16 protein-coding genes and 1 pseudogene are annotated in these 24,835 nt (G+C 74.5%); 10 read left to right on the forward strand and 7 right to left on the reverse strand.

Going from position 1 to position 24,835, the window contains the following annotated elements; all coding sequences use genetic code 11:
• Positions 1–281: 281 nt before the first annotated feature.
• The 5 genes from pelF to moeZ all read left to right on the forward strand — a co-directional run bounded on the left by pelF (position 282) and on the right by moeZ (position 6,058).
• Positions 282–1,946 carry a GT4 family glycosyltransferase PelF gene (gene pelF / locus AC3EUJ_RS08285; RefSeq protein ID WP_431960363.1) on the forward strand — a complete coding sequence of 555 codons (1,665 nt, stop codon included), beginning with the start codon at positions 282–284 and terminating at the stop codon, positions 1,944–1,946.
• The gene (locus AC3EUJ_RS08290; RefSeq protein ID WP_431960364.1) at positions 1,943–2,986 is read left to right on the forward strand and encodes a hypothetical protein; all 1,044 of its coding nucleotides are present in this window, start codon (positions 1,943–1,945) and stop codon (positions 2,984–2,986) included. Before pelF ends, AC3EUJ_RS08290 begins: the two co-directional genes overlap by 4 nt.
• A gap of 118 nt (positions 2,987–3,104) precedes the next feature.
• Entirely contained in the window at positions 3,105–4,025 is a 921-nt protein-coding gene (locus AC3EUJ_RS08295; RefSeq protein ID WP_431960365.1) for an NAD-dependent epimerase/dehydratase family protein, read from the forward strand.
• The gene (locus tag AC3EUJ_RS08300) at positions 4,013–4,774 is read left to right on the forward strand and encodes a spherulation-specific family 4 protein (protein ID WP_431960366.1); all 762 of its coding nucleotides are present in this window, start codon (positions 4,013–4,015) and stop codon (positions 4,772–4,774) included. The genes AC3EUJ_RS08295 and AC3EUJ_RS08300 overlap by 13 nt, the downstream gene beginning before the upstream one ends.
• A 105-nt stretch (positions 4,775–4,879) precedes the next feature.
• Complete coding sequence (gene moeZ, locus AC3EUJ_RS08305) at positions 4,880–6,058, forward strand: adenylyltransferase/sulfurtransferase MoeZ (RefSeq protein ID WP_431960367.1); 1,179 nt, start codon at positions 4,880–4,882, stop codon at positions 6,056–6,058.
• A gap of 75 nt (positions 6,059–6,133) precedes the next feature.
• Here moeZ and AC3EUJ_RS08310 read toward each other — a convergent pair whose 3' ends face one another.
• The 5 genes and pseudogenes from AC3EUJ_RS08310 to ligD all read right to left on the reverse strand — a co-directional run bounded on the left by AC3EUJ_RS08310 (position 6,134) and on the right by ligD (position 11,051).
• Positions 6,134–7,321: an acyltransferase family protein gene (locus AC3EUJ_RS08310; RefSeq protein ID WP_431960368.1), complete on the reverse strand. Its 1,188-nt coding sequence runs from the start codon at positions 7,319–7,321 to the stop codon at positions 6,134–6,136.
• 111 nt (positions 7,322–7,432) lie between these two features.
• Complete coding sequence (locus AC3EUJ_RS08315; protein WP_431960369.1) at positions 7,433–8,302, reverse strand: glycerophosphodiester phosphodiesterase; 870 nt, start codon at positions 8,300–8,302, stop codon at positions 7,433–7,435.
• Positions 8,303–8,553: 251 nt separating this feature from the next.
• Complete coding sequence (locus AC3EUJ_RS08320; protein WP_431960370.1) at positions 8,554–9,621, reverse strand: phosphotransferase family protein; 1,068 nt, start codon at positions 9,619–9,621, stop codon at positions 8,554–8,556.
• Positions 9,618–9,866 (reverse strand): annotated as a pseudogene (locus tag AC3EUJ_RS08325) (hypothetical protein); the annotation flags it as partial. The pseudogene AC3EUJ_RS08325 and the gene AC3EUJ_RS08320, both read right to left, overlap by 4 nt.
• Before the next feature lie 153 nt (positions 9,867–10,019).
• The gene (ligD, locus tag AC3EUJ_RS08330; protein ID WP_431960371.1) at positions 10,020–11,051 is read right to left on the reverse strand and encodes a non-homologous end-joining DNA ligase; all 1,032 of its coding nucleotides are present in this window, start codon (positions 11,049–11,051) and stop codon (positions 10,020–10,022) included.
• 76 nt (positions 11,052–11,127) lie between these two features.
• Here ligD and AC3EUJ_RS08335 point away from each other — a divergent pair, with 76 nt between their 5' ends.
• Positions 11,128–12,180, forward strand: coding sequence for an ATP-dependent DNA ligase (locus AC3EUJ_RS08335; protein ID WP_431960372.1), 1,053 nt, complete (start codon positions 11,128–11,130; stop codon positions 12,178–12,180).
• Here the strand turns inward: AC3EUJ_RS08335 and AC3EUJ_RS08340 are convergent.
• Together AC3EUJ_RS08340 and AC3EUJ_RS08345 are read right to left on the reverse strand one after the other, a co-directional pair.
• Positions 12,153–12,779 carry an NIPSNAP family protein gene (locus AC3EUJ_RS08340; RefSeq protein WP_431960374.1) on the reverse strand — a complete coding sequence of 209 codons (627 nt, stop codon included), beginning with the start codon at positions 12,777–12,779 and terminating at the stop codon, positions 12,153–12,155. The two genes, AC3EUJ_RS08335 and AC3EUJ_RS08340, sit on opposite strands and share 28 nt — an antisense overlap.
• Before the next feature lie 52 nt (positions 12,780–12,831).
• On the reverse strand, positions 12,832–15,699 hold the full coding sequence (locus tag AC3EUJ_RS08345) for a lysylphosphatidylglycerol synthase domain-containing protein (RefSeq protein ID WP_431960375.1): 2,868 nt from the start codon (positions 15,697–15,699) through the stop codon (positions 12,832–12,834).
• Between the two features lie 171 nt (positions 15,700–15,870).
• On the opposite strand from AC3EUJ_RS08345, the gene AC3EUJ_RS08350 reads away from it, so the two are divergent.
• The 4 genes from AC3EUJ_RS08350 to AC3EUJ_RS08365 all read left to right on the forward strand — a co-directional run bounded on the left by AC3EUJ_RS08350 (position 15,871) and on the right by AC3EUJ_RS08365 (position 24,793).
• Positions 15,871–16,269, forward strand: coding sequence for an MGMT family protein (locus tag AC3EUJ_RS08350; protein WP_431960377.1), 399 nt, complete (start codon positions 15,871–15,873; stop codon positions 16,267–16,269).
• Positions 16,270–16,503: 234 nt separating this feature from the next.
• Positions 16,504–19,791: an ATP-dependent helicase gene (locus AC3EUJ_RS08355; protein WP_431960378.1), complete on the forward strand. Its 3,288-nt coding sequence runs from the start codon at positions 16,504–16,506 to the stop codon at positions 19,789–19,791.
• 129 nt (positions 19,792–19,920) lie between these two features.
• Positions 19,921–23,394 carry an ATP-dependent helicase gene (locus AC3EUJ_RS08360; protein ID WP_431960379.1) on the forward strand — a complete coding sequence of 1,158 codons (3,474 nt, stop codon included), beginning with the start codon at positions 19,921–19,923 and terminating at the stop codon, positions 23,392–23,394.
• A 10-nt stretch (positions 23,395–23,404) separates the two neighbouring features.
• Positions 23,405–24,793, forward strand: a complete 1,389-nt coding sequence (locus AC3EUJ_RS08365) for a dipeptidase (protein ID WP_431960380.1) — start codon at positions 23,405–23,407, stop codon at positions 24,791–24,793.
• Positions 24,794–24,835: the final 42 nt, after the last annotated feature.

Genomic DNA, 24,835 nt, shown 5'->3' on the forward strand with positions numbered 1-24,835 from the left:
TCGGACGGGCGCACCCCTGTGCCCCGCCTCGCGCGAGGTCAGGCGGCGTCCTCCGGCTCGGGCCACAGCTCGACGCCGTGCACGTCCACGGCCGCGCGGACGCGCTCCGTTCCCTTGGGGACCATCCGGCGAACGTCTACTCGGTCCCAACGCGCAACGCCGGGGAAAGTCACGTCTCTTCACCCCTTTCGGTGGCACGGCGGACAACCGTCCGTCGTGCCCCCACTTCGCCGGAATACGGTCATCGCGCCCGAACAGACCGGTGCCGAGAGGGGGCAGACGTGCGTATCGCATTACTCGCGGAGGGTGGTTATCCGTACGCCCGGGGTGAGGGGGGCGCCTGGGTCGACCGGCTCGTGCGCGGGCTCACCGGGCACGAGTTCGCGGTGTACGCGCTCGGCCGGAGCGAACGGGCCGAGGCGGCGGGGATGCTGCCGTTGCCGCCCCAGGTACGGCACGTACGCACGCTGCCGTTGTGGGGCCAGGGGCCAGGGCCCGGGGCCGGGCCCGGCAAGGCCCGCCGACGGCGGGCGCAGGCGCTGGAGCGGTACCGGGACCTCGTCGGGGTGCTGGCGGGGGACGCCGGGGCCAATGGTGCGGAGGACCGTTTCGCCTCCGCGCTGTACGGCCTCGCCGAACTCGCCCGCGAGGACGGCGGCGTCCCGGCGCTGCTGCGCTCCGAGCACGCGGTGCGCGTGCTGGAGGAGGTCTGCCGGGCGCCCGGCGCGCGACCCGTGGCCGGGGAGGCCGGCGTGGGCGACCTCCTGCTCGCCGCCGATCAGTTGGAGCGCGTGCTGCGGCCGCTCTCCGCGCCCTGGTACGACGATTTCGGCGACGCCCTCGCCACCTCCGACCTCTGCCACGCCGTGACGGGCGGCACCGCGTTGCTGCCCGCCCTCCTGGCCAAACGGTTCTTCGGCACACCGCTGCTGGTGACCGAGTACGGCGTGCGGCTGCGCGAGACCCTGCTGCTGCACCGCGCCGCGGGCGTGTCCGCCCCCGTACGCGCCCTGCTCGCCGCCTTCCACCGCCACCTCGCCGGCGAGGCGTACCGCCTGGCCGCCCTCGTGACCCCGGGCAACGCCCACGCGCGCCGCTGGCAGGAGCACTGCGGCGCGCACCGGGACCGCGTCCGTACGGTCTACCCCGGCTACCAGGGGTCCGTGCCCGAGCCCCCGGCCGATGCCGAGGGCGACGACCCGGCGCTGGTGTGGGTCGGCCGGGCCGACCCGGGCAAGGACCTGGTCGGGCTGCTGCACGCCTTCGGGGAGGTGCGCAAGAAGGAGCCCGGAGCACGGCTGCGCGTCGTCCTCGCCGGTGAGGGTGACCCCGCGTACCTGGAGCAGTGCCGTTCCCTGGCGGCGCAGCTCTTCCCCGACGAGGCGGCCGACGCCGTCACCGCGGGGGAGAACCCGGTCACCTTCGAGGAGCTCGGCTCGCCGGGCGCCCCGGCGCTGCCCGACGCGTACGCGGCCGGGGACGTGGTGGTCCTCTCCAGCGTCGTCGAGGGATTCCCGGTCACCCTGGTCGAGGCCATGTTCTGCGGCCGGGCGACCGTCTCGACGGACGTCGGCGCCGTACGGGAGGTCATCGGCGGGACCGGTCTGGTCGTGCCGCCGCGCAACCCGAAGGCGCTCGCCGAGGCCTGCGTCGCCCTGCTGTGCGACCCCGAACGCCGGCAGCGGCTCGGCGCCGCCGCCCGCGAACGCGCCCTGGAGCTCTTCACCGTCGAGCGGAACCTGGCGGCGTTCCGCGAGATCTACCTCGACCTGGTCGCCCACGCGCCCGGCCGGCACGCCCCGCTGCGCGATCCCGACGGCATCCCCGTCCCCTTCGGAAGGCCCGCCGAATCCCACGTCCCCGGCCGCTGGACGGCCGCGCCGGCCTGGGCGCTCGCCGCGCGCGAGCCCGCGTACGCCGGAGCCGAGAGGCGGGAGCGCACATGAGCGACGTGCAGGAGACCGAAGCCGGCGCCCGTAGGAGCGGCCCCCGCAAACGCGGCCCCGCCGACCCCGTCCGGGCTCTGATGCACCGTCACCAGGAGTTGTGCGCCGAGGCGGTGGACCCGCTGGAGATCGTGGCGGGACTGGAGGCGCAGGGCGTCACCGACCGCGTCGCGGGGGGCTTCCGGCACCGCGACGTCTTCACCCTCGCCGAGGAGCTCTACGCCCGGGTGCCCCGCGCCATCGCCCCGCCGGCCACGGGTCTGCCCGTGGACCGCCCCGGCCTGCTGCTCACCCTCGCCCCGGGCGCCGTCTGCGCCGCCGCGAGCGGGGCGCTGCGCGTGCTGCCACCGGTCACCGTCGTCGCCGTGGCCGTGCCGCTGCTCCTGCTCGCGCTGCTCGCCGCCCTGCGCCGCGGACCGCTGCGGGCGCCGTACGGCACGGGCCCTGGCGGCGTGGTGTGGAGCTGCTGGCTGGTGGGGTTCGGGCTGTTCGGGCCGCGCGCCGTCGACGGCTTCGCCGGGGGTGTTCTGCCCGCCGCGGACGCCGCGGAGCTGACCGCGCTCGCGCTCTCCCTCGCACCGGCCGTCTGGTGCGCCCACCGCTTCGCGGTGCGTTCCCGCGGGCATCTGCTGCACAGCCGCACCCTGGAGGAGTTCGGCGGCGCCGTGCGGCCGCTGCTGGCGGGCACGCTCGCGCTCTTCCTCGCCTGCGTACTCGTGCTGCTGTGCGCCGCCCGCGCGGTGACAGGCGCCTCGTTCACGGCCGCCGCACTGGCCGCGCCCGCGGCGCTCGCGCTGCTGCTGTTCACCGCCCGCCTGCTCGCGGTGCACGGCCACCCCGACCCGGCCGCCATCGGCACCGGGCTCGCCTGCGCCACCGAGGCCGTGGCCCTCGCCACCGCCCTGCTGGACCGGTTCCCCCTGCCGCCGGCGGCCGTCCCCGCCCTGGCCTGTGCGGCCGCCGCCCTGGCGCTGGCGGCCCACGCCCTGACCACGCTCTCGCGCGCCTCGGCGCACACGGCCGCGGCGGCGCCGCGATGAGCGGGCGGCGGCCGGGTCGGCCCGGCACACCCCGCAGTTCCGAAGAAGAAGCCAAGGAGCGACCCACGATGACCCACCCGCACCCCCGGCCACGGCACGCGCAGCGGAGGCGCTCGCTATGAGAGTCCTCCTCCTGGGCGCCAACGGATTCGTCGGCCGCCACGTGGCCGAGCGACTGCTGGCCGACCCCGCGGTGCAGCTGACCGCGCTCGGCCGCAGCGACGACGCCGACGTGCGCTTCGACCTGTCGTCCGGCAGCCCCGGCGCACTGGCGCGCTTCATGGACGCCGTCCACCCCGGGGTCGTCGTCAACTGCGCGGGCGCCACACGCGGCGGGGCACGCGAACTCACCCGGCACAACACGATCGCCGTCGCCTCCGTGTGCGAGGCCATGCGCCGCAGCGCCACCTCGGCCCGGCTGGTCCAGGTGGGTTGCGCCGCGGAGTACGGGCCCTCGCCCGTGGGCTCCTCGACGGCCGAGGACGCCGTGCCCCGGCCGGGCGGCCCGTACGGGGTCAGCAAACTCGCCGGGACGGAACTGGTGCTCGGCTCCGGGCTCGACGCCGTCGTGCTGCGGGTCTTCACCCCGGTCGGGCCGGGCACGCCCACCGCCTCGCCGATCGGGCGGCTCGCGGAGGCGATGCGCCGGGCCATGCAGACCGGCGACGGCGAGCTGAAACTGACCGGCCTCGGTGTGCAGCGGGACTTCGTGGACGTGCGCGACGTGGCCCGCGCCGTGCACGCGGCCTCGCTCTCCGCCGCCCAGGGCCTGGTCAACATCGGCACGGGCCGCGCAGTGCCGCTGCGCGAGGTGGCCGCGGTCCTGGCCAACGCCGCGGGCTACGCCGGCGCCCTCCACGAGGTCGAGGACCCGCACCTGATGGTGAACGGCAGCGGGCACCCCCACTACCCGGACGGCTGCGGGGCCTGGCAGCAGGCCGACGTCCGCACCGCCCGCGACCGCCTGGGGTGGCGCCCGCGCATCGCTCTTGAGGAATCCCTGGCCGACGTCTGGATGGAGGCGGCATGCCGCGTGTGACACCGAGCGGCCTGCGCAGGCCGATCGACCGCTGTGACGGACTGGGCTTCGGGGTCCCCGCGTACGCGCACCCGCTGGTCGCCCCGGGCGAGTGGGCCGAACTGGCCCGCCCGCAGGCCCCGGTGCACTGGGTGGTGCTCAACGTGGCGCGCGGCCCCGGCGCCCGGATCGACCCGCTCTGCATCGAGGCGTGCGCCCGGCTGCGCGACGCGGCCGTGCCCGTGCTCGGCTACCTGGACACCCGGCACGGGGCGCGGCCCTTCGGCCAACTGGTCGCCGACGCGCACCGCTTCCTCGACTGGTACCGGGTCGACGGCTTCTACCTCGACCGTGCCCCGACCACGAGTTCGGAGCTGTCCGACTGCCGGCGGGTGATCACCACCCTGCGCGCACTGCTGAGCGTGGCGGGCGGCAGCACCGGGCACGTGGTGCTCGGTCACGGCTGCCACCCGTACGAGGGCTATGCCGAGGTCGCCGACCAGCTGGTGACCTTCGCCGGGCCGTGGACGCAGTACCGCTGGTCGGAGGCCCCGGAGTGGACGGCCGCGTACCCGCCGGAGCGCTTCTGTCACCTGGTGCACGGCGTTCCCGCACCACACCTGGAGAACGCCATGCGGATCGCCCGCTGGCAGGGTGCGGCGACCGTCTACTTCACCGACCGCACCGACCACGCGGCCTGGGACGGCCTGCCGGGTTACTGGGACGAGGCGTCGCGCATGCTGCGGCGTCAGCCGCCGCCCAGCATGTGACCAAGAACCGTCTCGCCCCTCGGGACGGCGGTCTCGGAATGAAGAAGGGCGTGGCAGTGTTACGGGAAGAACAACCGTAGTGATCGATCGACAAACGGAGTCCCCGTGTCGCTGCCACCCCTGGTCGAGCCGGCCGCCGAGCTCACCGTCGACGAGGTCCGCAGGTACTCCCGCCACCTGATCATCCCCGATGTGGGGATGGACGGGCAGAAGCGGCTGAAGAACGCGAAGGTGCTCTGTGTGGGCGCCGGCGGTCTCGGCTCGCCCGCCCTGATGTACCTGGCCGCCGCCGGTGTGGGCACGCTCGGCATCGTGGAGTTCGACGAGGTCGACGAGTCCAACCTGCAGCGCCAGATCATCCACAGCCAGGCGGACATCGGCCGCTCCAAGGCGGAGTCCGCCCGCGACAGCGTCAAGGGCATCAACCCCTACGTCGACGTGGTCCTTCACGAGGAGCGGCTCGAGGCCGACAACGTGATGGACATCTTCAGCCAGTACGACCTGATCGTCGACGGCACGGACAACTTCGCGACCCGCTACCTGGTCAACGACGCGTGCGTGCTGCTGAACAAGCCGTACGTATGGGGCTCCATCTACCGTTTCGACGGCCAGGCGTCGGTCTTCTGGTCCGAGCACGGCCCCTGCTACCGCTGCCTCTACCCCGAGCCCCCGCCGCCGGGCATGGTCCCCTCCTGCGCCGAGGGCGGCGTCCTGGGCGTGCTGTGCGCGTCCATCGGCTCCATCCAGGTCACCGAGGCGATCAAGGTCCTCACCGGCACCGGCGAGCCGCTGGTCGGCCGGCTGATGATCTACGACGCCCTGGAGATGCAGTACCGCCAGGTCAAGGTCCGCAAGGACCCGGACTGCGCGGTCTGCGGTGAGAACCCGACCGTCACCGAACTCATCGACTACGAGGCCTTCTGCGGCGTCGTCTCCGAGGAGGCGCAGGAGGCGGCGATGGGGTCGACGATCACTCCCAAGCAGCTCAAGGAGTGGATCGACGACGGCGAGAACATCGACATCATCGACGTCCGCGAGCCCAACGAGTACGAGATCGTCTCCATCCCGGGCGCGCGTCTGGTCCCCAAGAACGAGTTCCTCATGGGCGACGCCCTCCAGGACCTCCCGCAGGACAAGAAGATCGTCCTGCACTGCAAGACCGGTGTCCGCTCCGCCGAGGTCCTCGCCGTCCTGAAGTCCGCGGGCTTCTCCGACGCGGTCCATGTCGGCGGCGGCGTCATCGGCTGGGTCAACACGATCGAGCCGGACAAGCCGGTCTACTGACCTGTGCGAACGAAGGCCCACGGCGCCGACCCGGTTCGGACGCCGTGGGCCTTCGCCGTTGCCGGGGGCCGGACGTCACGGACCCGCCGGTGTGGTCTCGGCGGGCCCGGGCCGGGCCGGGCCCGCGATCCGGGAACGGCCGGGCGCGAGCAAGGACTTCCAGGAGCGGTTCCGCTTGAAGGGCGCCTCGAAGATCCGGGCGAACAGCCACGCCCCCAGCACCGAGGCGGGCAACGCCAGCACGAGGGTGAACCAGAACGTGGGCAGCCCCGGGGAGACGAACCGCGGGGCGACGCGCCGGATGACGGTCATCACGACCGGCAGGTGGACGAGGTAGAGGCTGTACGAGAAGCCGCCGAGTCCGCGGACCGGACGCGCGGTCAGCAGTCGCAGCGGCAAGGCGGGTCTTCCGGTGGCGACCGCGGAGATGAGCATCGTCATGGCGGGCGCGACGGCCAGGTCCACCCAGAAGTAGTGGTCCGCCGTCCAGACCGGGCCCTTGACGGCGGCGAGCGCCGCGACCGGCACGGCGGCCAGAACGGCGAACCAGTGCCACGGCAGGCGCCGGACCCGGGCGGGGGCGACGACGATCCCCGCGCCCGCCAGGCCGGCGGCGAACACCGGGGCCAGATGCGGGGTGAGCCAGTTGTTCCCCTCCACCGGGGTCGCGCCCGGCGCCGTCAGGCCGTGAGCGACGACCGGCAGTGTCACGCCGGCGAGCAGCACGACGGCGCCCAGCCGGCGCCGGACGAGCAGGAGGAGCGGGAAGAGGAGGTAGAGCTCCGCCTCCACGCCGATCGACCAGAACGTGCCGTTCGGTGTCGGCGCGGTGAACACGTCCTGGGCGACGAGCCCGTACACCACGACCGTCGCGCCGGTGGGTGGCCCGAAGTGCGAGGCCGGCACCACGAACGAGGCGATGACCAGGCTCATCGCGAGGGCCGCCCAGTACGGGGGAAGGATGCGCCAGGCCCGGCGGCGCAGGAAACGGCCGGCGCCGCCCAGCCGCCAGCCGTGCCGCGCCGCGGGGATGGCCAGGGAGAACCCGGACAGCACCAGGAAGAAGACGACGGCGAGACGGCCGTACATGAGCCCGTCCAGCCACCAGGGGGCCGAACTGTCGGGATACCCCGGGAACGTGTAGAGCCAGCAGTGGAACAGCAGTACGTACAGTGCGGCCAGGCCGCGCAGTCCCTCGAGGCCCGGCACCTCCCGCCGGCGGTGCGCTGCGCGGTCGCTGCTGACGGTACGGCTCGATTCCACGGGGATCGCTGGGCCCTTTCCTGCGGTGTCGGCGACGCGGTGCCACCCACGGTGACTGATACGTCGCGTTCGGCCGAGCGGTTCAACGGGCCGCACACGCACCCGTCCGGGTCACTCCACGCCGTTACGGATGACGTCCGGGCGGTTGGTGATGATGCCGTCGGCGCCGAGGGCCGCCATGCGGACGGCGGTGGTGAGGTCGTCGACCGTCCACGCGTTCACGCGCAGCGGCTTGCCGTCGGGGCCCTTCTGGCTGTGCACCGCCTGCACGTAGGCGTAGGTGACGTCCTTCTCGTCCGGGTTGATCTGGTCGGCGAAGGCCGCGTACTCCTTCAGGCGGGAGACGGGCGGGCTGCCCAGGAAACCGGTCTCGATGGCCGGGCGCAGCTCGTGGGTGCGGCGCAGGGCGTCGGCGCTGAAGCTCTGGACGACCAGGCGGCCGTTGAGGTGCGCCTGGTCGAGCCAGCCGGCCTTCTGGAGGGCGTCGACGGTCTGCTTCTCGATGCCGGGGTACAGCTCGGGCTGCTTGAGCTCCAGCAGCAGGCCCTGCTGGTCGCGGTCGAGGAGGGCCAGGTACTCCTGGAGGGTGGGGACGCGCTCGCCGCGGAAACGGGGGGCGAACCAGCTGCCGGCGTCGAGCCGGCGGATCTCGGCGAGGGTGAAGTCGGCGACGCGCCAGGGGGCGCGGTCCGGGAAGACCTGCTCGACGTCGGTCGTGCGGTTCAGCGTCGAGTCGTGGATCACGACCAGGGCCCCGTCCTTGGTGCGCTGGACGTCGTTCTCGATCCACTTGATGTGCTGCTCGTGGGCCCGGCGCACGGCCGCCAGGGTGTTCTCGGGGGCCTCGGTGGAGGCGCCCCGGTGGGCGAAGACCGTGGGGGAGGAGGGGGCCGCGGGGGCCGCGTGGGCCGGCATCGTGACCAACGCGGAGGCTCCCAGGAGGGCGGCGGCCGCGGCGGTACGGGCGAGGTGCTGGTGCATGCGTACTCCTCACGACGGCGCGGGACCCCTCCCGACCGAGGGTCGCAGTCCGTACCCGGACACAGCAGTGCACGACATGACAAAAGGGTGATTATCATCAGTCCATTCCCCCGTCAGGGTGGCACGGATGGCGTCCGTCCGCAGGTCGTGGGGAGTGCCCGGGCGGGCGGCGGGCCGTCCGGAGCACCGCTGCGGGCGCCCCGGACATCTCGCCGTCACGGAACGTGAGGTTCTGGCGTGGTCATGGGGGGTCAGCGGTCGCGGCCCTCCACCATCGCCTCCAGCGTGTCCCGGTGCGGGATCAGCGCGTCCGCGTCGGCCGGCATCTCGCGCTCCCCGAAGTGGACCTGGCGGTGGCCGATCCGCAGCATCACGACCGCGTGCCGCAGCGCGGCGTAGGCGAGGTGGAAGCCGAGGTCGCGCGGGGTGTGCCCGGTGAGCTCCGCATAGGTCGCGGCGACGCGGTCGCGGTCGAGGAAGCCGGGCATGCCGGGGAAGCCGGCGGCGACGGTGAGGTCCTGGAAGAAGCGGTGCAGGTGCACCAGCCAGGCCAGGTCGAGTTCACGGGGGCCGGAGGAGGCCATCTCCCAGCCGAGGACGGCCACGGGGCTGAAGTCGGCGTCGTAGACGATGTTCCCGATCCGGGCGTCGCCCCAGCTGAGCACGGACGGCCCGGGGTCGGTGGGCCAGTGCTTCTCCAGCCAGGCGAAGGCGCGCTCGATGACAGGGGAGCGGGGCGCCTTGTCGACGACCCACTCGTAGTAGGCGCGCTGGGCGTCGACGTGCGCGCGCAGTGTCCCCTCGCCGGGAACGGTGTGGAGTTCGGCGAGGACGCGCACCGTCGAACGCTCCAGCCGCGCCCGGTCCTCCTCGGAGGCATCGAAGAGCCAGTTGCCGCCGTGGGTGTAGGGCATGACGTCCGGCGGGACGCGTCCCGGGACGCGCTCCATGACGAAGAAGGGCGCGCCGAGCGGCCCCGGGTCGGGCTCCAGCCACAGCAGCTCGGGCACGGGGACGCGGGTGCGGGCGGCCACTGTCCGGATGACGCGGTACTGCGCGGCCATGTCGTACGTCGGGAAGACGGTGTACGCGTCGGGATCGCCGGCCAGCCGCAGCACGCAGGGGCGGATGCGCTGGCGCGCGGTGCCCGCCGGGTGGGGGACGGCCAGGTCGAACAGGACGGTCTCGCTGGACAGGCCGTTCGTGGAGGGGAGGTGCACGCCGCGGCTGTGGGCGCCGGGGTGCTTCGCGGCCAGCCACTGGTCGAGGCGGCTGCGCAGCAGCCGGGGATCGCGGGTGGTGGTGCGCACCGTTGTCACATGGCCTCCTGACCGGTGAAGCCGCTGGGGGTGTGGCGGCCGAAACCGCCGTGCTCAAAGATGCCGTAGCCGACCCGGCCGTCCCAGGCGAAACGCGCGGCGTGGCCGGTGACTCCGTACGCGGCGGGCGCCATGACCGCCGGATCCGTCAGGTCATACGCACGGCGGCCGAGCCGGCCCCGGCCCTTCCACCGGCCGTGCTGCCAGTCGGGGGCAGCCGGGTAGCCGGCCCCGGCGAGCGGGCAGTCGTGGGCGTCGCGGTCACCGGTCGCGACGTGGCGCGTGGAACGGGCGGTCCGATGGACCGGGTACTCGTCCGGGGGCACGGGTCGAGGCGCGGGCATGCGCCTGATGATGCGTCAGCGACGACCGCCGTGGGAAGGGGGCGTGCCGTACCGTCAGACCTCGCTCCCGGCGGGGCCCGGCTTGTCCCTGGCCCGGCTGGGCTGCACCCGCGGCGGCTCCCCGGGCATCTTGGGGTGGTCCGGCGGGTACGGCATGTCGCCCAGCCCGCGGTCGTGTTCGTCGCGCTCGGCCAGCTCCAGGACGGCGTCCAGGCGGAAGGCGTGCTCCTCCATGCCGGCGTGCACGTCGCCCAGCTCCGCGTACCGTGCGGGCATGGTGGCCAGGTCGAAGTCCCGCGGGTGCACCTGCGGCACCTCCTCCCAGCGCAGCGGCGCGGACACCGGGGCGTGCCGCCCGGGCCGTACGGAGTAGGCGGAGGCGATGGTGCGGTCGCGCGCGGTCTGGTTGTAGTCGACGAAGATCTTCTCGCCGCGCTCCTCCTTCCACCAGGCGCTGGTGACCTGGCCGGGCATCCGCCGTTCCATCTCGCGGGCGATGGCGATGGCGGCCCGCCGCACCACGGTGAACGTCCACGCGGGCTCGATGGGGACGAAGACGTGCAGGCCCCGCCCGCCGGAGGTCTTGGGCCAGCCGCGCAGGCCCAGTTCCTCCAGCAGCCCGCGCAGTTCGCCGGCGACGCGCACCGCGTCGGCGAAGTCGGTGCCGGGCTGCGGGTCGAGGTCGATGCGCAGCTCGTCGGGGTGGTCGAGGTCGCCGCGCCGGACCGGCCAGGGGTGGAAGGTGAGGCAGCCGAGGTTGGCTCCCCAGACGACCGCGGCCGCCTCGGTCGGGCAGATCTCGTCGGCGTGGCGGCCGGAGGGGAAGCGGATGCGGGCGGTGGGGATCCAGTCCGGGGTGTTCCCCGGCGCGCGCTTCTGGAAGAACGACTCGCCCGCGACCCCGTCAGGGTAACGCTCCATCGTCGTCGGCCGGTCGCGCAGCGCCCGCAGGACGCCGTCACCGACCGCGAGGTAGTAGCGGGCCACGTCCAGCTTGGTGAAGCCCGGTTCCGGGAAGTACACCTTCCCCGGGTTCGAGATCCGGACCGTCCGCTCGCCGACGGTCAGCTCGACCGCCTCTGCCATGCCGTCACCGCCTCTCCCGTCCCCGACACGGTAGGCCCGACGGGCGGGCCGCGCCCGTCGGGCGGACAATCGCGGCATGGACCTGCCGGTGATGCCGCCCGTGAAGCCGATGCTCGCCAAGTCCGCCGCCGAGATCCCGCCCGGCATGCTGTACGAGGGCAAGTGGGACGGGTTCCGCGCCATCGTCTTCCGGGACGGCGCCGAGGTGGAGATCGGCAGCCGCACCGGCAAGCCCCTGACCCGCTACTTCCCGGAGGTCGTCGAGGCGGTCCGCGCCGAGCTCCCGCCGCGCGTCGTCGTCGACGGGGAGATCGTCATCGCCCGCGAGGGCCGGCTGGACTTCGACGCCCTGCTGGAACGCATCCACCCCGCCGACTCCCGGGTGCGGCAGCTCGCCGAACGCACCCCCGCCTCCCTCGTCGCCTTCGACCTGCTGGCGCTCGGCGACCGCTCCCTGATGGCGGACCCGCAGACCTGGCGCCGCCAGGCCCTGGTCGACGCGCTCGGCCCGGCACGGGCCCCGGTCCATGTCGCCCCCGCCACCACCGACATCGAACTCGCCCGGCGGTGGTTCGAGCAGTACGAGGGCGCGGGACTGGACGGCGTCGTCGCCAAGCCCACCGACGTCGGCTACCGCCCCGACGAACGCGTCATGGTCAAGGTGAAGCACGAGCGCACCGCCGACTGCGTGCTCGCCGGCTTCCGCCGGCACAAGTCCGGTCCCGTCGTCGGTTCCCTCCTGCTCGGCCTGCACGACGCCGCCGGCCGCCTCCAGCACGTCGGCGTCTGCGCCTCCTTCTCCATGCGCCGCCGCGAGGAACTGGTCGCCGAACTGGAGCCGCTGCGCATGGACTCCGCCGAGGGCCACCCCTGGGCCGACTGGGCCGAGGCAGAGCCGGGCGGCCGCATGCCCGGGGCGCAGAGCCGCTGGAGCGCCGGGAAGGAGCTGTCCTGGATCCCGCTGCGGCCCGAGCGTGTCCTGGAGGTCGCGTACGACCACATGCAGGGCGACCGCTTCCGGCACACCGTCCGGTTCCGCCGCTGGCGGCCCGACCGCGACCCGGCCGGCTGCACCTACGCGCAGCTGGAGGAGCCGGTCGGCTACGACCTCGGCGACGTCCTGCGCTGAGGCCCCGGAACGCGCACCGGGGCCAGCCGCAGCCGCTGCGGCGGCCGCAGCAAGCGCCGCTCCGAGCCGGAGGGCGGTACGGGCTCCTCGGGACCCTCGCCGGCCTCCGTGAAGGCGGCGAACCAGACCACGACGTCCTCGCCGGTGCGCACGGGCAGCGCCGGGAAGCCGTTGGCCGCGTGCTCGGTGCGGTGCACGGCGCGGGCGGACGCCGGGGGCGCGAAGCCGGCGGGGTCGGCGGGGTGGCAGACGGTCGCCACGACCAGCCCGGCGTCGTCCGGCACGCGGTAACCGGGGCCGCGCAACAGCAGGACGTCGTCGGAGTCGACCATGGTCGCGTTGGCCTCCTCGCGGTGCGCCCGCCAGACGGGGCCGTCGTAGAAGGCGTGCAGGGCGCGGGTCCTGGCCGCCATGTCGGGGAAGGCGCGCATCCACACGAAGCGGTCCGGGTCGTCCAGGTCGGTGAAACGGCCGCCGACCCGGATCCCGGCGGCCTCCTGACCGGTGACGAACTCGCGCTCGAACAGCTCGACCAGGGTGTCCCGGGCGCCGGGGTGCAGGGTGTACTGCCGCAGTTCGACGATGTGCGTGGTGTCCATGACCGGGGACCGTAGGCGCGGCCCACTGACATCTGCTGTCAGTGGGTCCGCGTCACAGCGCCTGCCGCCTGGTGAGCTGGGTGAAGGCCAGCCAGCCGGGCAGCACCGGCAGCCAGAAGGTCAGCACCCGGAACAGCAGCACCGCGGAGGTGGCCGTCGCCGAGTCCAGGTGGCCGATGGTGGTCAGACCGGCGATGAGCGCGCCCTCGACCGCGCCCAGTCCGCCCGGGGTGGGGGCGGCCGAGCCCAGCGCGTTGCCCGCGAGGAAGATCACCGCGATCGTCGCGAAGTTCACCTCGCCGTGGAAGGTCCGGATGCTCGCGTCCAGGCACAGCACGAAGGCGAGGGTCAGCAGCAGCGTGCCGCCGATGCCCGTGGTGAGCTTCATCGGCTGTTGCAGCACGTCCAGCATGCGCGGCACCACCCCGGCGAACAGCGCCCGCACCCGCGTGGAGACGAAACGCCGCAGCGGCGGGACGGCGGTGACCACCAGGAAGAGCACACCGGCCGTCAGCAGACCCGCCATCACCGTCCGGGACGGCGACAGGGACGGCGTCTTCTCGGTGCCGGTGATGTAGCCGAACACCAGCAGCAGGCTGATGTGCGAGCCGAGGCCGACCAGCTGTGAGGCCCCCACGCTCGCCACCGCGAGCCCGGGGCGCACGCCGGACTTCTGCAGGTAGCGCGTGTTGAGCGCCACACCGCCGATGGCCGCGGGGGCCACCAGCTTCACGAAGGAGCCGGCGACCTGGGCCAGCGTGGTGCGGACGAAGGACAGCTTCTCCGGCACGAAGCCGGACAGCGCCATCGCCGCCGCGACATAGCTGAGCGCGGAGGCCAGCACGGCCACGATCACCCAGATCCAGTTCGCCTCCGCCAGCAGCGTCGCCGGGTCGATGCTGCTGATCTGGGAGAGCAGGAAGTACGCCGCGAAGGCGCCCGCGATGATGCTGATCAGCGTGCGCGGCCGCACCCGCTCCAGCCTTACGGGCTCCACCGGGGCCTGCGGGCGGATGAGCAGCACTTGGTGGCGGATCCGGGTGAGCAGATCCTCCTCGCGGGCGCCGTCCAGCGCGTCCTCGAGCGCCTTCTTCTCGGCCCGCCGCTCGGCCTTGGTCTCCTTGGTCTCCTTGCCGGCGTCCTTGCCGCCGGCCTCACCGGCTTCCCCGTCCGTCCGTCCGGCCCGGGACGCGGCGAGTACGGCCTCGCGTTCGCGCTGCGCGCGTTCCCGGGCGAGCTGCTTGAGCGTGGCCCGGGTGGTGCGGCTCAGCGCGATCGGCTGCAGCAGCGGCAGGGAGTCGGCGACGGCGTCGGGCCCCAGCACGGCCACGGCGGAGGCCACCGACCGCTCCGGGCCGACGCGCAGCGCCAGGGTGGTGAGCAGTTGCGCCACGTCCATGCGCAGCACGATGTCGCCCGCCGCGATCTCCCCGCCGCGCAGGTCGGTCAGGAAGACGTTGCCGGAACGATCCATCTTCAGCGCCTCACCGACCAGCCTGCGGTGCGCGATCCGCCGCGACTGCAGCGACCGCACCTGCTCCCAGGCGCCGTGCAGCACCTCGTCGGTGATCTCCTCGTCCGACAGCGCGTCCAGCGAGCGCCCGCCCAGGTGCTCGTACACCAGCATCACGGCGTCCGGGCCCAGCTCGGAGGTGGCGATCAGCCGCGGGGCGTGGGCGCCGGCGGCGATGGCGGCGTAGGCGAGCAGCGCCTCCTGCTCCAGCGCCTGGCGCAGCGACTGCAGGCTGCGCCGCTGGGTGATCCCGCGCAGCTGGAGCCGGCGCCACATACGGTAGAAGAAGCCGTGCGCCTGCTGTTCGCGGTCCACGACCGTGACGTCCAGCAGGGGGCCGTCCTCCAGGGTGACCAGATAGCGGCGGCCCCGGTCGGAGTCGGGCGCGTCGGGGAACTCGTCCTCCGCGCGGACCGCCGTCAGCGGGGCGAAGCCGACCCGGCGCAGGCCCGCCATCAGGTTCTGGCCGGTCGGGCGGACGTTCGGCGAGCCGACCCCGTAGAGCGTGCCGTACGCCACGGTCCAGCCGATGAGCACGGTCACGATGATCGAGAACGGTGTCGTGTAGCCGCCCACCAGCACCGCGAAGGAGTCCACGACCAGCACGAACCACAGCGCCACCCGCCAGCGCGGGCGCCGGGCCATGCCGACCGCCGTCATGTAGGCGATCACCGGGGCCAGATAGCCGTGGACGGGGTCGGTGATCCCGCCGCCGGGCGCGTCGCGGGTGAGCGCGTCCCGGATCGCCACCGGTGCCGCGTCCGACACCCACAGGTCGGTCGCGAGCGACACGCCGTGCGCCAGGACCGCGGCCAGCACGCCGTCCGCGATGCGCAGCCCGTCCCGTTTGATCAGCCGTTCCACGGCGAACGCCACGGGCACGATCAGCACGGCCACGGTCGCCAGCAGCCCGGCGATCGTGATCAGCGGCTCGGGCGCGTGCGTCGCGCCCTCGGCGATGTCCTGCTCCACGCCGGAGGTCGTCGCGTGCGCGAAGCCCGCGATCATCAGCAGGATCGCGATGCCGAGGAGCCCGAACAGGAAGCGCATGAGGTCGACGGGCCGGTGCACGCGCGCGGGCAGCAGCGGCTCGTCCCGTGCCACCGGGTCGGTGTGCGGGGCGGTGCCGGTGGCGGGCTCCCCGGCGGCGCCGGGGCCATCGGTGGTGTCGGGGATGCCGGGTTCACCCAAAGTGCCGGGTTCATCCGGGATGTTGTCCCCGGAGCGCGCGGGCACCACCGCCGGCACTCCGGCCAGGGCCCCGGATGTGGCACGGGTCTCACCGCGCGGGGCGTCACCGGACGTGGACACGGCCTGCTCGGCTCGCTCGTCCGGGGTCGCCGGGGTGCCGTCCCCGCGGCCCTCGGAGGCAGCGGGGACCGCGCGAGCGGCTCCGTTCCCGCTCACGTCGTGCTCTCCGGCTGTCTCTTTTTGATCTCGTATCACCAGTCACCGCCCGGACGATGGTGGCACGAGCGGCCCGCGCATGGGCGCAGGAGGGGGCAATTCGCCGTCCCGAGCGCCCCCGCGCGCTCCCGCCGACCGCGACTGTCGGTGCCCTGGGGCACCATGTGACGGATGAGCAAGGACACCGCGCACGACCCGGACGACGGTCCGGACGACGTCCCGGAACTGCCCGCGTACGCGGAGCGCGTGCTGGACGTCGCCGAGCGGATCCCGCCCGGACGGGTCATGACGTACGGCGACGTCGCCGAGTGGCTGGGGGAGGGCGGCCCCCGGCAGGTGGGCCACGTCATGGCGCTGTACGGCGGGGCCGTGCCGTGGTGGCGCGTGGTGCGCGCCGACGGCGGGCTGCTGCCGGGCCACGAGCTGCGCGCCCTGGAGCACTACCGCGCGGAGGGCACCCCGCTGCGCCCGGCCCCGCGGGCCGCGAAGGGCCACATACCGCGCCTCGACATGCGCGAGGCCCGCTGGGACGGCACGGACCCCGCGCCCGGCCCCGGCGGGGACGACTGACGACCGCACGCTCACACCATCCAGCTTCCGCCATCCGGGACCGGTTGATGCGATCGGCCGTCCGGACGGAGTACGGCGCCCCGCGCCCCGGCGCTCCCGCATCCGTACGGGAAGCACGGGACGCGCGGCGGCCCCGGTGACCGGTGGCGTACCGTCGGCACCTGGCCTCCCCCGGCCACCGGCGGTACAGGCCCCCGCACACGCACCCGCACGCACACGGAACCGGCGAACCACGTGACCTCCTCCTCCACACGGCAGACGGACGCCGCCGCACGGCGCTCCGGGGGGACGGTCGGGCCTTCCGGCGGCTACCGGCTGCTACGGACCGCTCCGGAACCGGTGACGCCCCCTGAACTGGACGCCGCACAGCGCGCGGTGGTTGAGCACTCCGGCGGACCGCTGCTCGTCCTGGCCGGTCCCGGCACCGGGAAGACCACCACCCTGGTCGAGGCCGTCGCCGAACGCGTGCGGCGCGGCACGGACCCGGAACGGATCCTCGTCCTCACCTTCAGTCGCAAGGCCGCGGGTGAACTGCGGGACCACATGACCGCCCGGATGGGCGGCGCGGCCGCGCCGCAGGCCACCACCTTCCACTCCTTCTGCTACGCCCTGGTCCGCGCCCACCAGGACCCCGCGCTGTTCGCCGACCCGCTGCGGCTGCTGTCCGGCCCCGAGCAGGACCTGGCGGTGCGCGAGCTCCTGGCGGGCGAGGCCGAACTGGAGCGGCGGGGGCGGACCCGGGTGCGCTGGCCGGACGAGCTGCGCGCGGCCCTGACGACCCGCGGCTTCGCCGACGAGGTGCGGGCCGTGCTGGCCCGCACCCGAGAGCTGGGCCTCGGCCCGCGCGCCCTGGCCGCGTTCGCCGGCCGCACCGGGCGCCCCGACTGGTCGGCGGCGGCCGGCTTCCTCGCCGAGTACCTGGACGTCCTCGACCTCCAGGGCGTCATCGACTACGCCGAACTGGTGCACCGCGCGGTGCTCCTGGCCGGGCGACCCGAGGCGGCCCGGCATCTCGCCGGCGCCTACGAGGCCGTCTACGTCGACGAGTACCAGGACACCGACCCGGCGCAGGTGCGGCTGCTGCAGGCGCTCGCCGGCGGCGGCCGCCACCTGGTGGCCTTCGGTGACCCCGACCAGTCCATCTACGCCTTCCGCGGCGCCGACGTGAACAACATCCTCGGCTTCCCCGAGGCCTTCCGGCACGCCGACGGCCGCCCCGCCGGCGTCCGCGTCCTCACCACGTCCCGCCGCTCCGGCGCCGCCCTGCTGGCGGCGACCCGGCTCCTCACCCGGCGGATGCCGCTGACCCGGCTCCCGGCCGCCGCCGTACGCGCCCACCGCGAACTCACGCCGGTGCGCGACGGGGGCTCGGTCGCCGTCCGCACCTACCCCACGCCCGGCGCCGAACTCGACGGCATCGCCGACGTCCTGCGCCGCGCCCACCTTGAGGACGGCGTCCCCTGGTCCGAGATGGCCGTCCTGGTCCGCGCCGGGTCCCGCTCGCTCCCCGTGCTGCGGCGGGCCCTGACCTCCGCCGGGGTGCCGGTCGACATCGACGGCGACGACCTCCCACTGCGTGACGAGCCGGCCGTGGCCCCGCTCCTGCTGGCCCTGCGGGTCTGCGCCCACGCCGCCCTGCCCGAGACCCCGGAGCCGGGCCTGCGCGTCGAGGACGCGCTCACCCTGCTCGTCTCTCCGCTCGGCGGTATGGACGCCGCCGACCTGCGCCGCCTGGGCCGCGCCCTGCGCGAGGAGGAGCGCGCCGCCGGGGTCGCCGTGCCGCGGCCGTCGGACGAGCTGATCGCGCAGGCGCTGGCGGAGCCCGAGCGGCTGGTGGCGCACGAGCCGTCGTACGCGCGGGGCGCCCAGCGGCTCGGCGGGCTGCTGCGCAAGGGACGCGAACTGCTGGCCGGCGGCGGCACCGCCGAGGAGGCGCTGTGGGAGCTGTGGGACGGCACCCCCTGGCCCGGCCGGCTGGAACGGGCCGCGGCGCGCGGCGGCGCGGCCGGGCGCAACGCCGACCGGGACCTGGACGCGGTGTGCGTGCTCTTCGACACCGCCGCCCGTGCCGAGGAGCGCACCGGCGGCCGTGGCGCGCTGAACTTCCTGGAGGAGCTGTCCGCCCAGGACATCGCCGCCGACGTGCTGACCCGCCGCGCCGTCCGCCCCGACGCCGTACGGCTGATGACCGCCCACCGCTCCAAGGGCCTGGAGTGGCGGCTCGTCGTCGTCGCGGGCGTCCAGGAGGGGCTCTGGCCCGACCTGCGCCGACGCGGCTCGCTGCTGGAGGCCGACCGCATCGGCCGTGACGGCCTCGCGGAGCCGCTCACCCCGGGCGCGCTGCTCGCCGAGGAGCGCCGGCTGTTCTACGTCGCGGCCACCCGGGCCCGCGAGCGGCTCGTCGTGACCGCCGTGAAGGCCGCCGCCGACGACGGCGACCAGCCCTCCCGCTTCCTCACCGAACTCGGCGTCGAGCCCGTCGACGTCACCCAGCGGGTCCGCAGGCCGCTGTCGGTGGCGGCCCTCGTCGCCGAGCTGCGCGCCACGACCGTGGACCCGGCCGCCTCCCCGGCCCTGCGCGAGGCCGCCGCCCGGCGCCTCGCGCGGCTCGCGGCGCTGGAGGACGCCGGCCAGCCGCTGGTCCCCGCCGCCCACCCCGAACGCTGGTGGGGCCTCTACGAGCAGACCCGCTCCGAGGTCCCGCTGCGCGACCGCGACCAGCCGGTCACCCTCTCCGGCAGCGCGCTGGACCAACTGGCCAACACCTGCGCCCTGCAGTGGTTCCTCGGCCGCGAGGTGAAGGCCGAGCCCCCCTCCACGGCGGCCCAGGGCTTCGGCAACGTCCTGCACGTCCTCGCCGACGAGGTCGCCTCCGGCAGCACCCCGGCCGACCTGGACGTGCTCATGGAGCGGCTGGACTCGGTGTGGAACGCGCTGGCCTTCGACGCGCCCTGGAAGTCCCGGCAGGAGAAGGAGAACGCCCGCGCCGCCCTGGAGCGTTTCCTGCGTTGGCACGTCATGGAACGCGGCCGCCAGACCGTCGCCTCCGAGCACGGCTTCGAGGTCACCCTGGAGACCGGGGAGGTGGCCGTCCGCATCCGCGGCAGCATGGACCGCGTCGAGACCGACGCGGACGGCAACGCCTACGTCGTCGACTTCAAGACCGGCAAGGCCAAGCCCACCGCCGCCGAGGTCGAGAGCCACCCGCAGCTCGCCGTCTACCAGCTCGCCGTCCGCGAGGGCGCCGTCGACGAGCTCTTCCACGGCACCCGGCCCGCCCCCGGCGGCGCCGAGCTCGTCCAGCTGCGCATCGGCGCCGCCCGCCGCGACGGCGGCGACACCCAGCCCACCGTCCAGCACCAGGAGGCGCTGAGCGGCGACTGGGCCGACGCCCTGCTCGCCGGCGCGGCCGCGCGCGTCCTCGACGAGCGCTTCACGCCCTCCACCGGCCAGCACTGCGAGAACTGCGCTTTCCGCGCCTCCTGCAGCGGCCGCCCGGAGGGGCGGCACGTCGTGGAGTGACGGGGGCGCGGCTCAGCCGCCCGGAGCCTCGGCGGGCGGTCGGTAGGGAGGAATACGCCCGAGCAGGTGACCCCGGTGGACCGGGTGCGGCTCGGCCCGGTGTCGGTGGCGCCCGATAGCCTCCCCTTTGTGTCGTCCCGCATCACCGGCCCCGAGCAGCTCAAGGAGCTGCTGGGCATCCCGTTCACCCCGGAGCAGCTGGCGTGCATCACCGCGCCGCTCGCCCCGCAGGTGATCGTGGCCGGCGCCGGGTCGGGGAAGACGACCGTGATGGCGGCCCGCGTGGTGTGGCTGGTCGGCACCGGGCAGGTCGCGCCCGAGCAGGTGCTGGGGCTGACGTTCACCAACAAGGCGGCCGGAGAACTGTCGGAGCGGGTGCGCAAGGCCCTCGTCCGGGCCGGCGTGACCGATCCCGACCCGGCCGACCCCGACCACGCGCCGGGCGAGCCGCAGATCTCCACGTACCACGCCTTCGCCGGACAGTTGCTCAAGGAGCACGGGCTGCGCATCGGGCTGGAGCCGACCGCGCGGCTGCTCGCCGACGCGACGCGCTACCAGCTGGCGGCACGCGTCCTGCGGGCCGCGCCCGGCCCCTTCCCGGCGCTCACCAAGGGCATCCCGAACCTGGTCAGCGATCTGCTGGCGCTTGAGGGCGAGCTGGCGGAGCATCTGGTGCCGCCCGAGCGGCTGCTCGCCCACGACCGGGAGTGGCTCCGCGTCCTCGACGGCGTCCGGCTCACCAACGCGGATCTGCGCAGGCTTCCCGACACGGCGCGCGCCCGCATCGACCTGACGGGGCTCGCCGCCGCTTACCGCGCCGAGAAGAAGCAGCGCGACCTGCTCGACTTCGGCGACCAGATCGCCCTGTCGGCGACCCTGGCCCGCACCCGCCCCGAGGTCGGCCGCATCCTGCGCGAGCAGTACGCGGTGGTGCTGCTCGACGAGTACCAGGACACCTCCGTCGCCCAGGGTCTGCTGCTCTCCGCGCTGTTCGGAGACGGCACGGGCCATCCGGTGACCGCGGTCGGCGACCCCTGCCAGGCCATCTACGGCTGGCGCGGTGCCTCGGTGGCCAACCTCGACGACTTCCCGCTCCACTTCGCGCACGCCGACGGGACGCCCGCCCGGCGCCAGTCCCTGTCGGAGAACCGGCGCAGCGGCGGCCGGCTGCTCGACCTCGCCAACGTCCTCGCCACCGAGCTGCGCGAGCGCCACGAGGGCGTCGAGGCGCTGCGCCCCGCGCCCGGCGCGGAGCGGGACGGCGTCGTGCGCTGCGCGTTGCTGCCCACCCAGGAGGAGGAGATCGGCTGGCTCGCCGACTCCATCGCGCACCTGGTCCGCACGGGCACCGCGCCCGGCGAGATCGCCGTGCTGTGCCGGGCGGCCGGTCACTTCGCCGACATCCACGCGGCGCTGGTGGCCCGCGACGTGCCGGTGGAGGTGGTCGGCCTGTCCGGGCTGCTTCACCTGCCGGAGGTCGCCGACCTGGTCGCCGTCTGCGACGTACTGCAGGACCCGACGGCCAACGCCGCCCTCGTCCGGCTGCTCACCGGGCCGCGCTGGCGGATCGGGCCGCGCGACCTGGCCCTGCTCGGACGGCGGGCAAGGCTGCTGGTGCCGGGCCGCGGCGACACCGCGGACCGGCTGGCGGCCGCGGTGGAGGGCGTCGACCCGGCCGAGGTGATCTCGCTCGCCGACGCCGTGGAGACCTTCGTCGACGGCGAGCCCGAGGACCGCCTGCCCTTCTCGGCCGAGGCGCGAGTGCGCTTCGCGCGCCTGGCCACCGAGATACGCGAGCTGCGCCGCTCCCTGGCCGATCCGCTCATGGACGTCCTGCACCGGGTGCTCGCCGTCACCGGCCTGGAGGTCGAGCTCTCCGCCTCCCCGCACGCGCTGGCCGCCCGCCGCAGGGAGACCCTGCACGCCTTCCTGGACATCGCGGCCGGCTTCGCCTCCCTGGACGGCGAGGCCACACTGCTGGCCTTCCTCGGCTTCCTGCGTGCGGCGGCGCAGTACGAGAAGGGCCTGGACAGCTCGCTGCCCGGCGGCGAGAACACGGTGAAGGTGCTCACCGCGCACAAGTCCAAGGGCCTGGAATGGGATGTCGTCGCCGTCCCCGGGCTGGTGCGCAAGGGCTTCCCGAGCGAGCGGGGCCGCGAGTTGTGGCACTTCAACGCCAAGGTGCTGCCGCACGCGCTGCGCGGTGACGCCGCCACCCTCCCCGACGTGGAGGAATGGTCCCGGGCGGGCCTTGCGGGATTCAAGGCGGCCATGGCCGAGCACAACCGGGTCGAGGAGCTCCGCCTCGGCTACGTCACCTTCACCCGGCCCCGCTCCCTGCTGCTCGGCTCCGGCCACTGGTGGGGCCCCAGCCAGAAGCGGCCCTTCGGCCCGTCCGCCTTCCTCGAGGCCCTGCGCACGCACTGCGAGGCGGGCCACGGCGAGGTCGAGCACTGGGCCGAGGAGCCCGGCCCCGAGGACGGCAACCCGGCCCTGGCGCGTACGGCCGAGACACCGTGGCCGCTGCCCCTGGACCCGTCCGCCCTGGCCCGCCGCCGCGAGGCCGCGCGCAGGGTGCTGGCCCACCTGCGGGCCCCGGCCGCGCCTGCGTCGGCGGCCCCGGCCGACCCCGACTGGCCGCCGCCCCCCGAGGACGAGGAGGAGCCGCCGTACGACATCCACGAGGCGTACGGCGATCCCGAAGAAGATCCGTACGGCGAGGAGGACACCGACGGCTGGGAGGACTGGCCGGCCGCCCGGCCCGCCATCCCCGATCAGCCAGGTCCCCGGCCAGGCCCCCCGCCGGGTCCCCCGCGAGGCCCCGCGCCAGGGCCGGCAGCCGCGTCCGGGTACGGCCGGGCGGAGGTCCTGCTCCCCGAGGAGGCGCGCGTCGTCGCGTCCTGGGACCGGGACCTCGACGCCCTCACCGAGGAGCTGCTCCGCTCCCGCGCCGCCGTCCGCGACGTCCCGCTGCCCACCACGCTCAGCGCCTCCGCGCTGCTGCGGCTGGCCGCCGACCCCGACGGCTTCGCCCGCGAGCTGGCCCGCCCCATGCCCCGCCCGCCGCGGCCCGCGGCCCGGCGCGGCACACGCTTCCACGCCTGGGTCGAGTCCCGCTTCGAGGAACTGCCGCTGATCACCCCCGAGGAGCTGCCCGGCATCGAGGGCGACGACGAGATCGCCGACGAACGCGACCTCGCCGCGCTCAAGGAGGCCTTCCTGCGTACCCCGTACGCCGAGCGAACCCCCTACCGGGTCGAGGCGCCGTTCCAGACCGTCCTCGCCGGGAGGGTGATCCGCGGCCGGATCGACGCGGTGTACCGGGAGGGTGACGGCTACGAGATCGTCGACTGGAAGACCGGGCGGGCCGGCAGCGCCGACCCGCTGCAGCTCGCCGTCTACCGGCTCGCCTGGGCCGAGCAGCGCGGCGTGCCGTTGTCGCAGGTCACGGCCGCCTTCTTGCACGTAAGGACGGGAGAGCTGAGCCGGCCCGGGCCGCTGCCCGACCGGGCCGCGCTGGAACGCCTGCTGCTGGGCGAGCCGGACCCCGGGCCGCAGGCCGCGCCCGGTGCCGACGCCGGGGGTTCCGGCGTCGCCCGATAGGCTCAATGCCATGAGCACCACCCCGGACAGCGCCGTCCGCACGTACGTCGAAGCCCATCGCGACACCTTCCTCGGCGACCTCGCCGAGTGGCTGCGCATCCCCTCGGTCTCGGCCGATCCGGAGCGCGCCGCCGACGTACGGCGCAGCGCCGAGTGGCTGGCGGCGAAGCTGAAGGAGACCGGCTTCCCGGTGGCCGAGGTGTGGGAGACCCCAGGTGCCCCGGCGGTCTTCGCCGAGTGGCCCTCCGACGCCGCGGACGCGCCCACGGTGCTGATCTACGGCCACCACGACGTGCAGCCCGCCGCCCTCGAGGACGGCTGGGACGGCGAGCCCTTCGAGCCGCGGATCCGCGACGGCCGGATGTACGGACGGGGCGCCGCCGACGACAAGGGGCAGGTGTTCTTCCACACACTCGGCGTCCGCGCGCACCTGGCCGCCACCGGCCGAACCGCCCCCGCGGTCAGCCTGAAGCTGCTGATCGAGGGCGAGGAGGAGTCCGGCTCCCCGCACTTCACCGACCTCGTCCGCGCCCACGCCGGGCGGCTGGCCTGCGACACCGTGATCGTCTCGGACACCGGCATGTGGGACGAGGACACCCCCACCGTGTGCACCGGCATGCGCGGCCTGGCCGACTGCCAGATCGACCTGTACGGCCCCGACCAGGACATCCACTCCGGCTCCTTCGGCGGCGCCGTTCCCAATCCGGCGACCGAGGCGGCCCGGCTCGCCGCGGCCCTGCACGACGCGGACGGCCGCGTGACGGTCCCCGGCTTCTACGACGGCGTCGTCGAGCTCAGCGAGCGCGAGCGCGAGCTGTTCGCCCGGCTGCCCTTCGACGAGGAGCGCTGGCTGCGCACCGCCAAGTCGCACGCGACGAGCGGCGAGGCCGGCTACTCCACCCTGGAACGGGTCTGGGCCCGGCCGACCGCCGAGGTCAACGGCATCGGCGGCGGCTACCAGGGCCCCGGCGGCAAGACGATCGTGCCGTCCTCGGCCCAGCTCAAGCTGTCCTTCCGGCTGGTGGCCGGGCAGGACACCGACCGGGTGCAGCGGCTGGTCGCCGACTGGGTCGCCGCCCGCGTCCCGGCCGGGATCCGGCACGAGATCACCTTCTGGGGGGCCACCCGCCCCTGCCTGACCCCGCTGGACCATCCGGCGCTGCGTGCGGTGACCCGGGCGATGGGCCGGGCCTTCGGCAAAGAGGTCCTGTTCACGCGCGAGGGGGGTTCGGGCCCGGCGGCCGACCTGCAGGACGTGCTCGATGTCCCCGTCCTGTTCCTGGGAATTTCCGTGCCGTCCGACGGTTGGCACTCGGTGAACGAGAAGGTGGAACTCGACCTTCTGCTCAAGGGCGTGGAGACGTCCGCGTACCTCTGGAGCGAGTTCACGACTCTGTAAGCATCCGCATCCATCCGCGCGCTACGGGGAGTTGACAGTAAT

The organism is Actinacidiphila sp. bgisy160 (assembly GCF_057707815.1).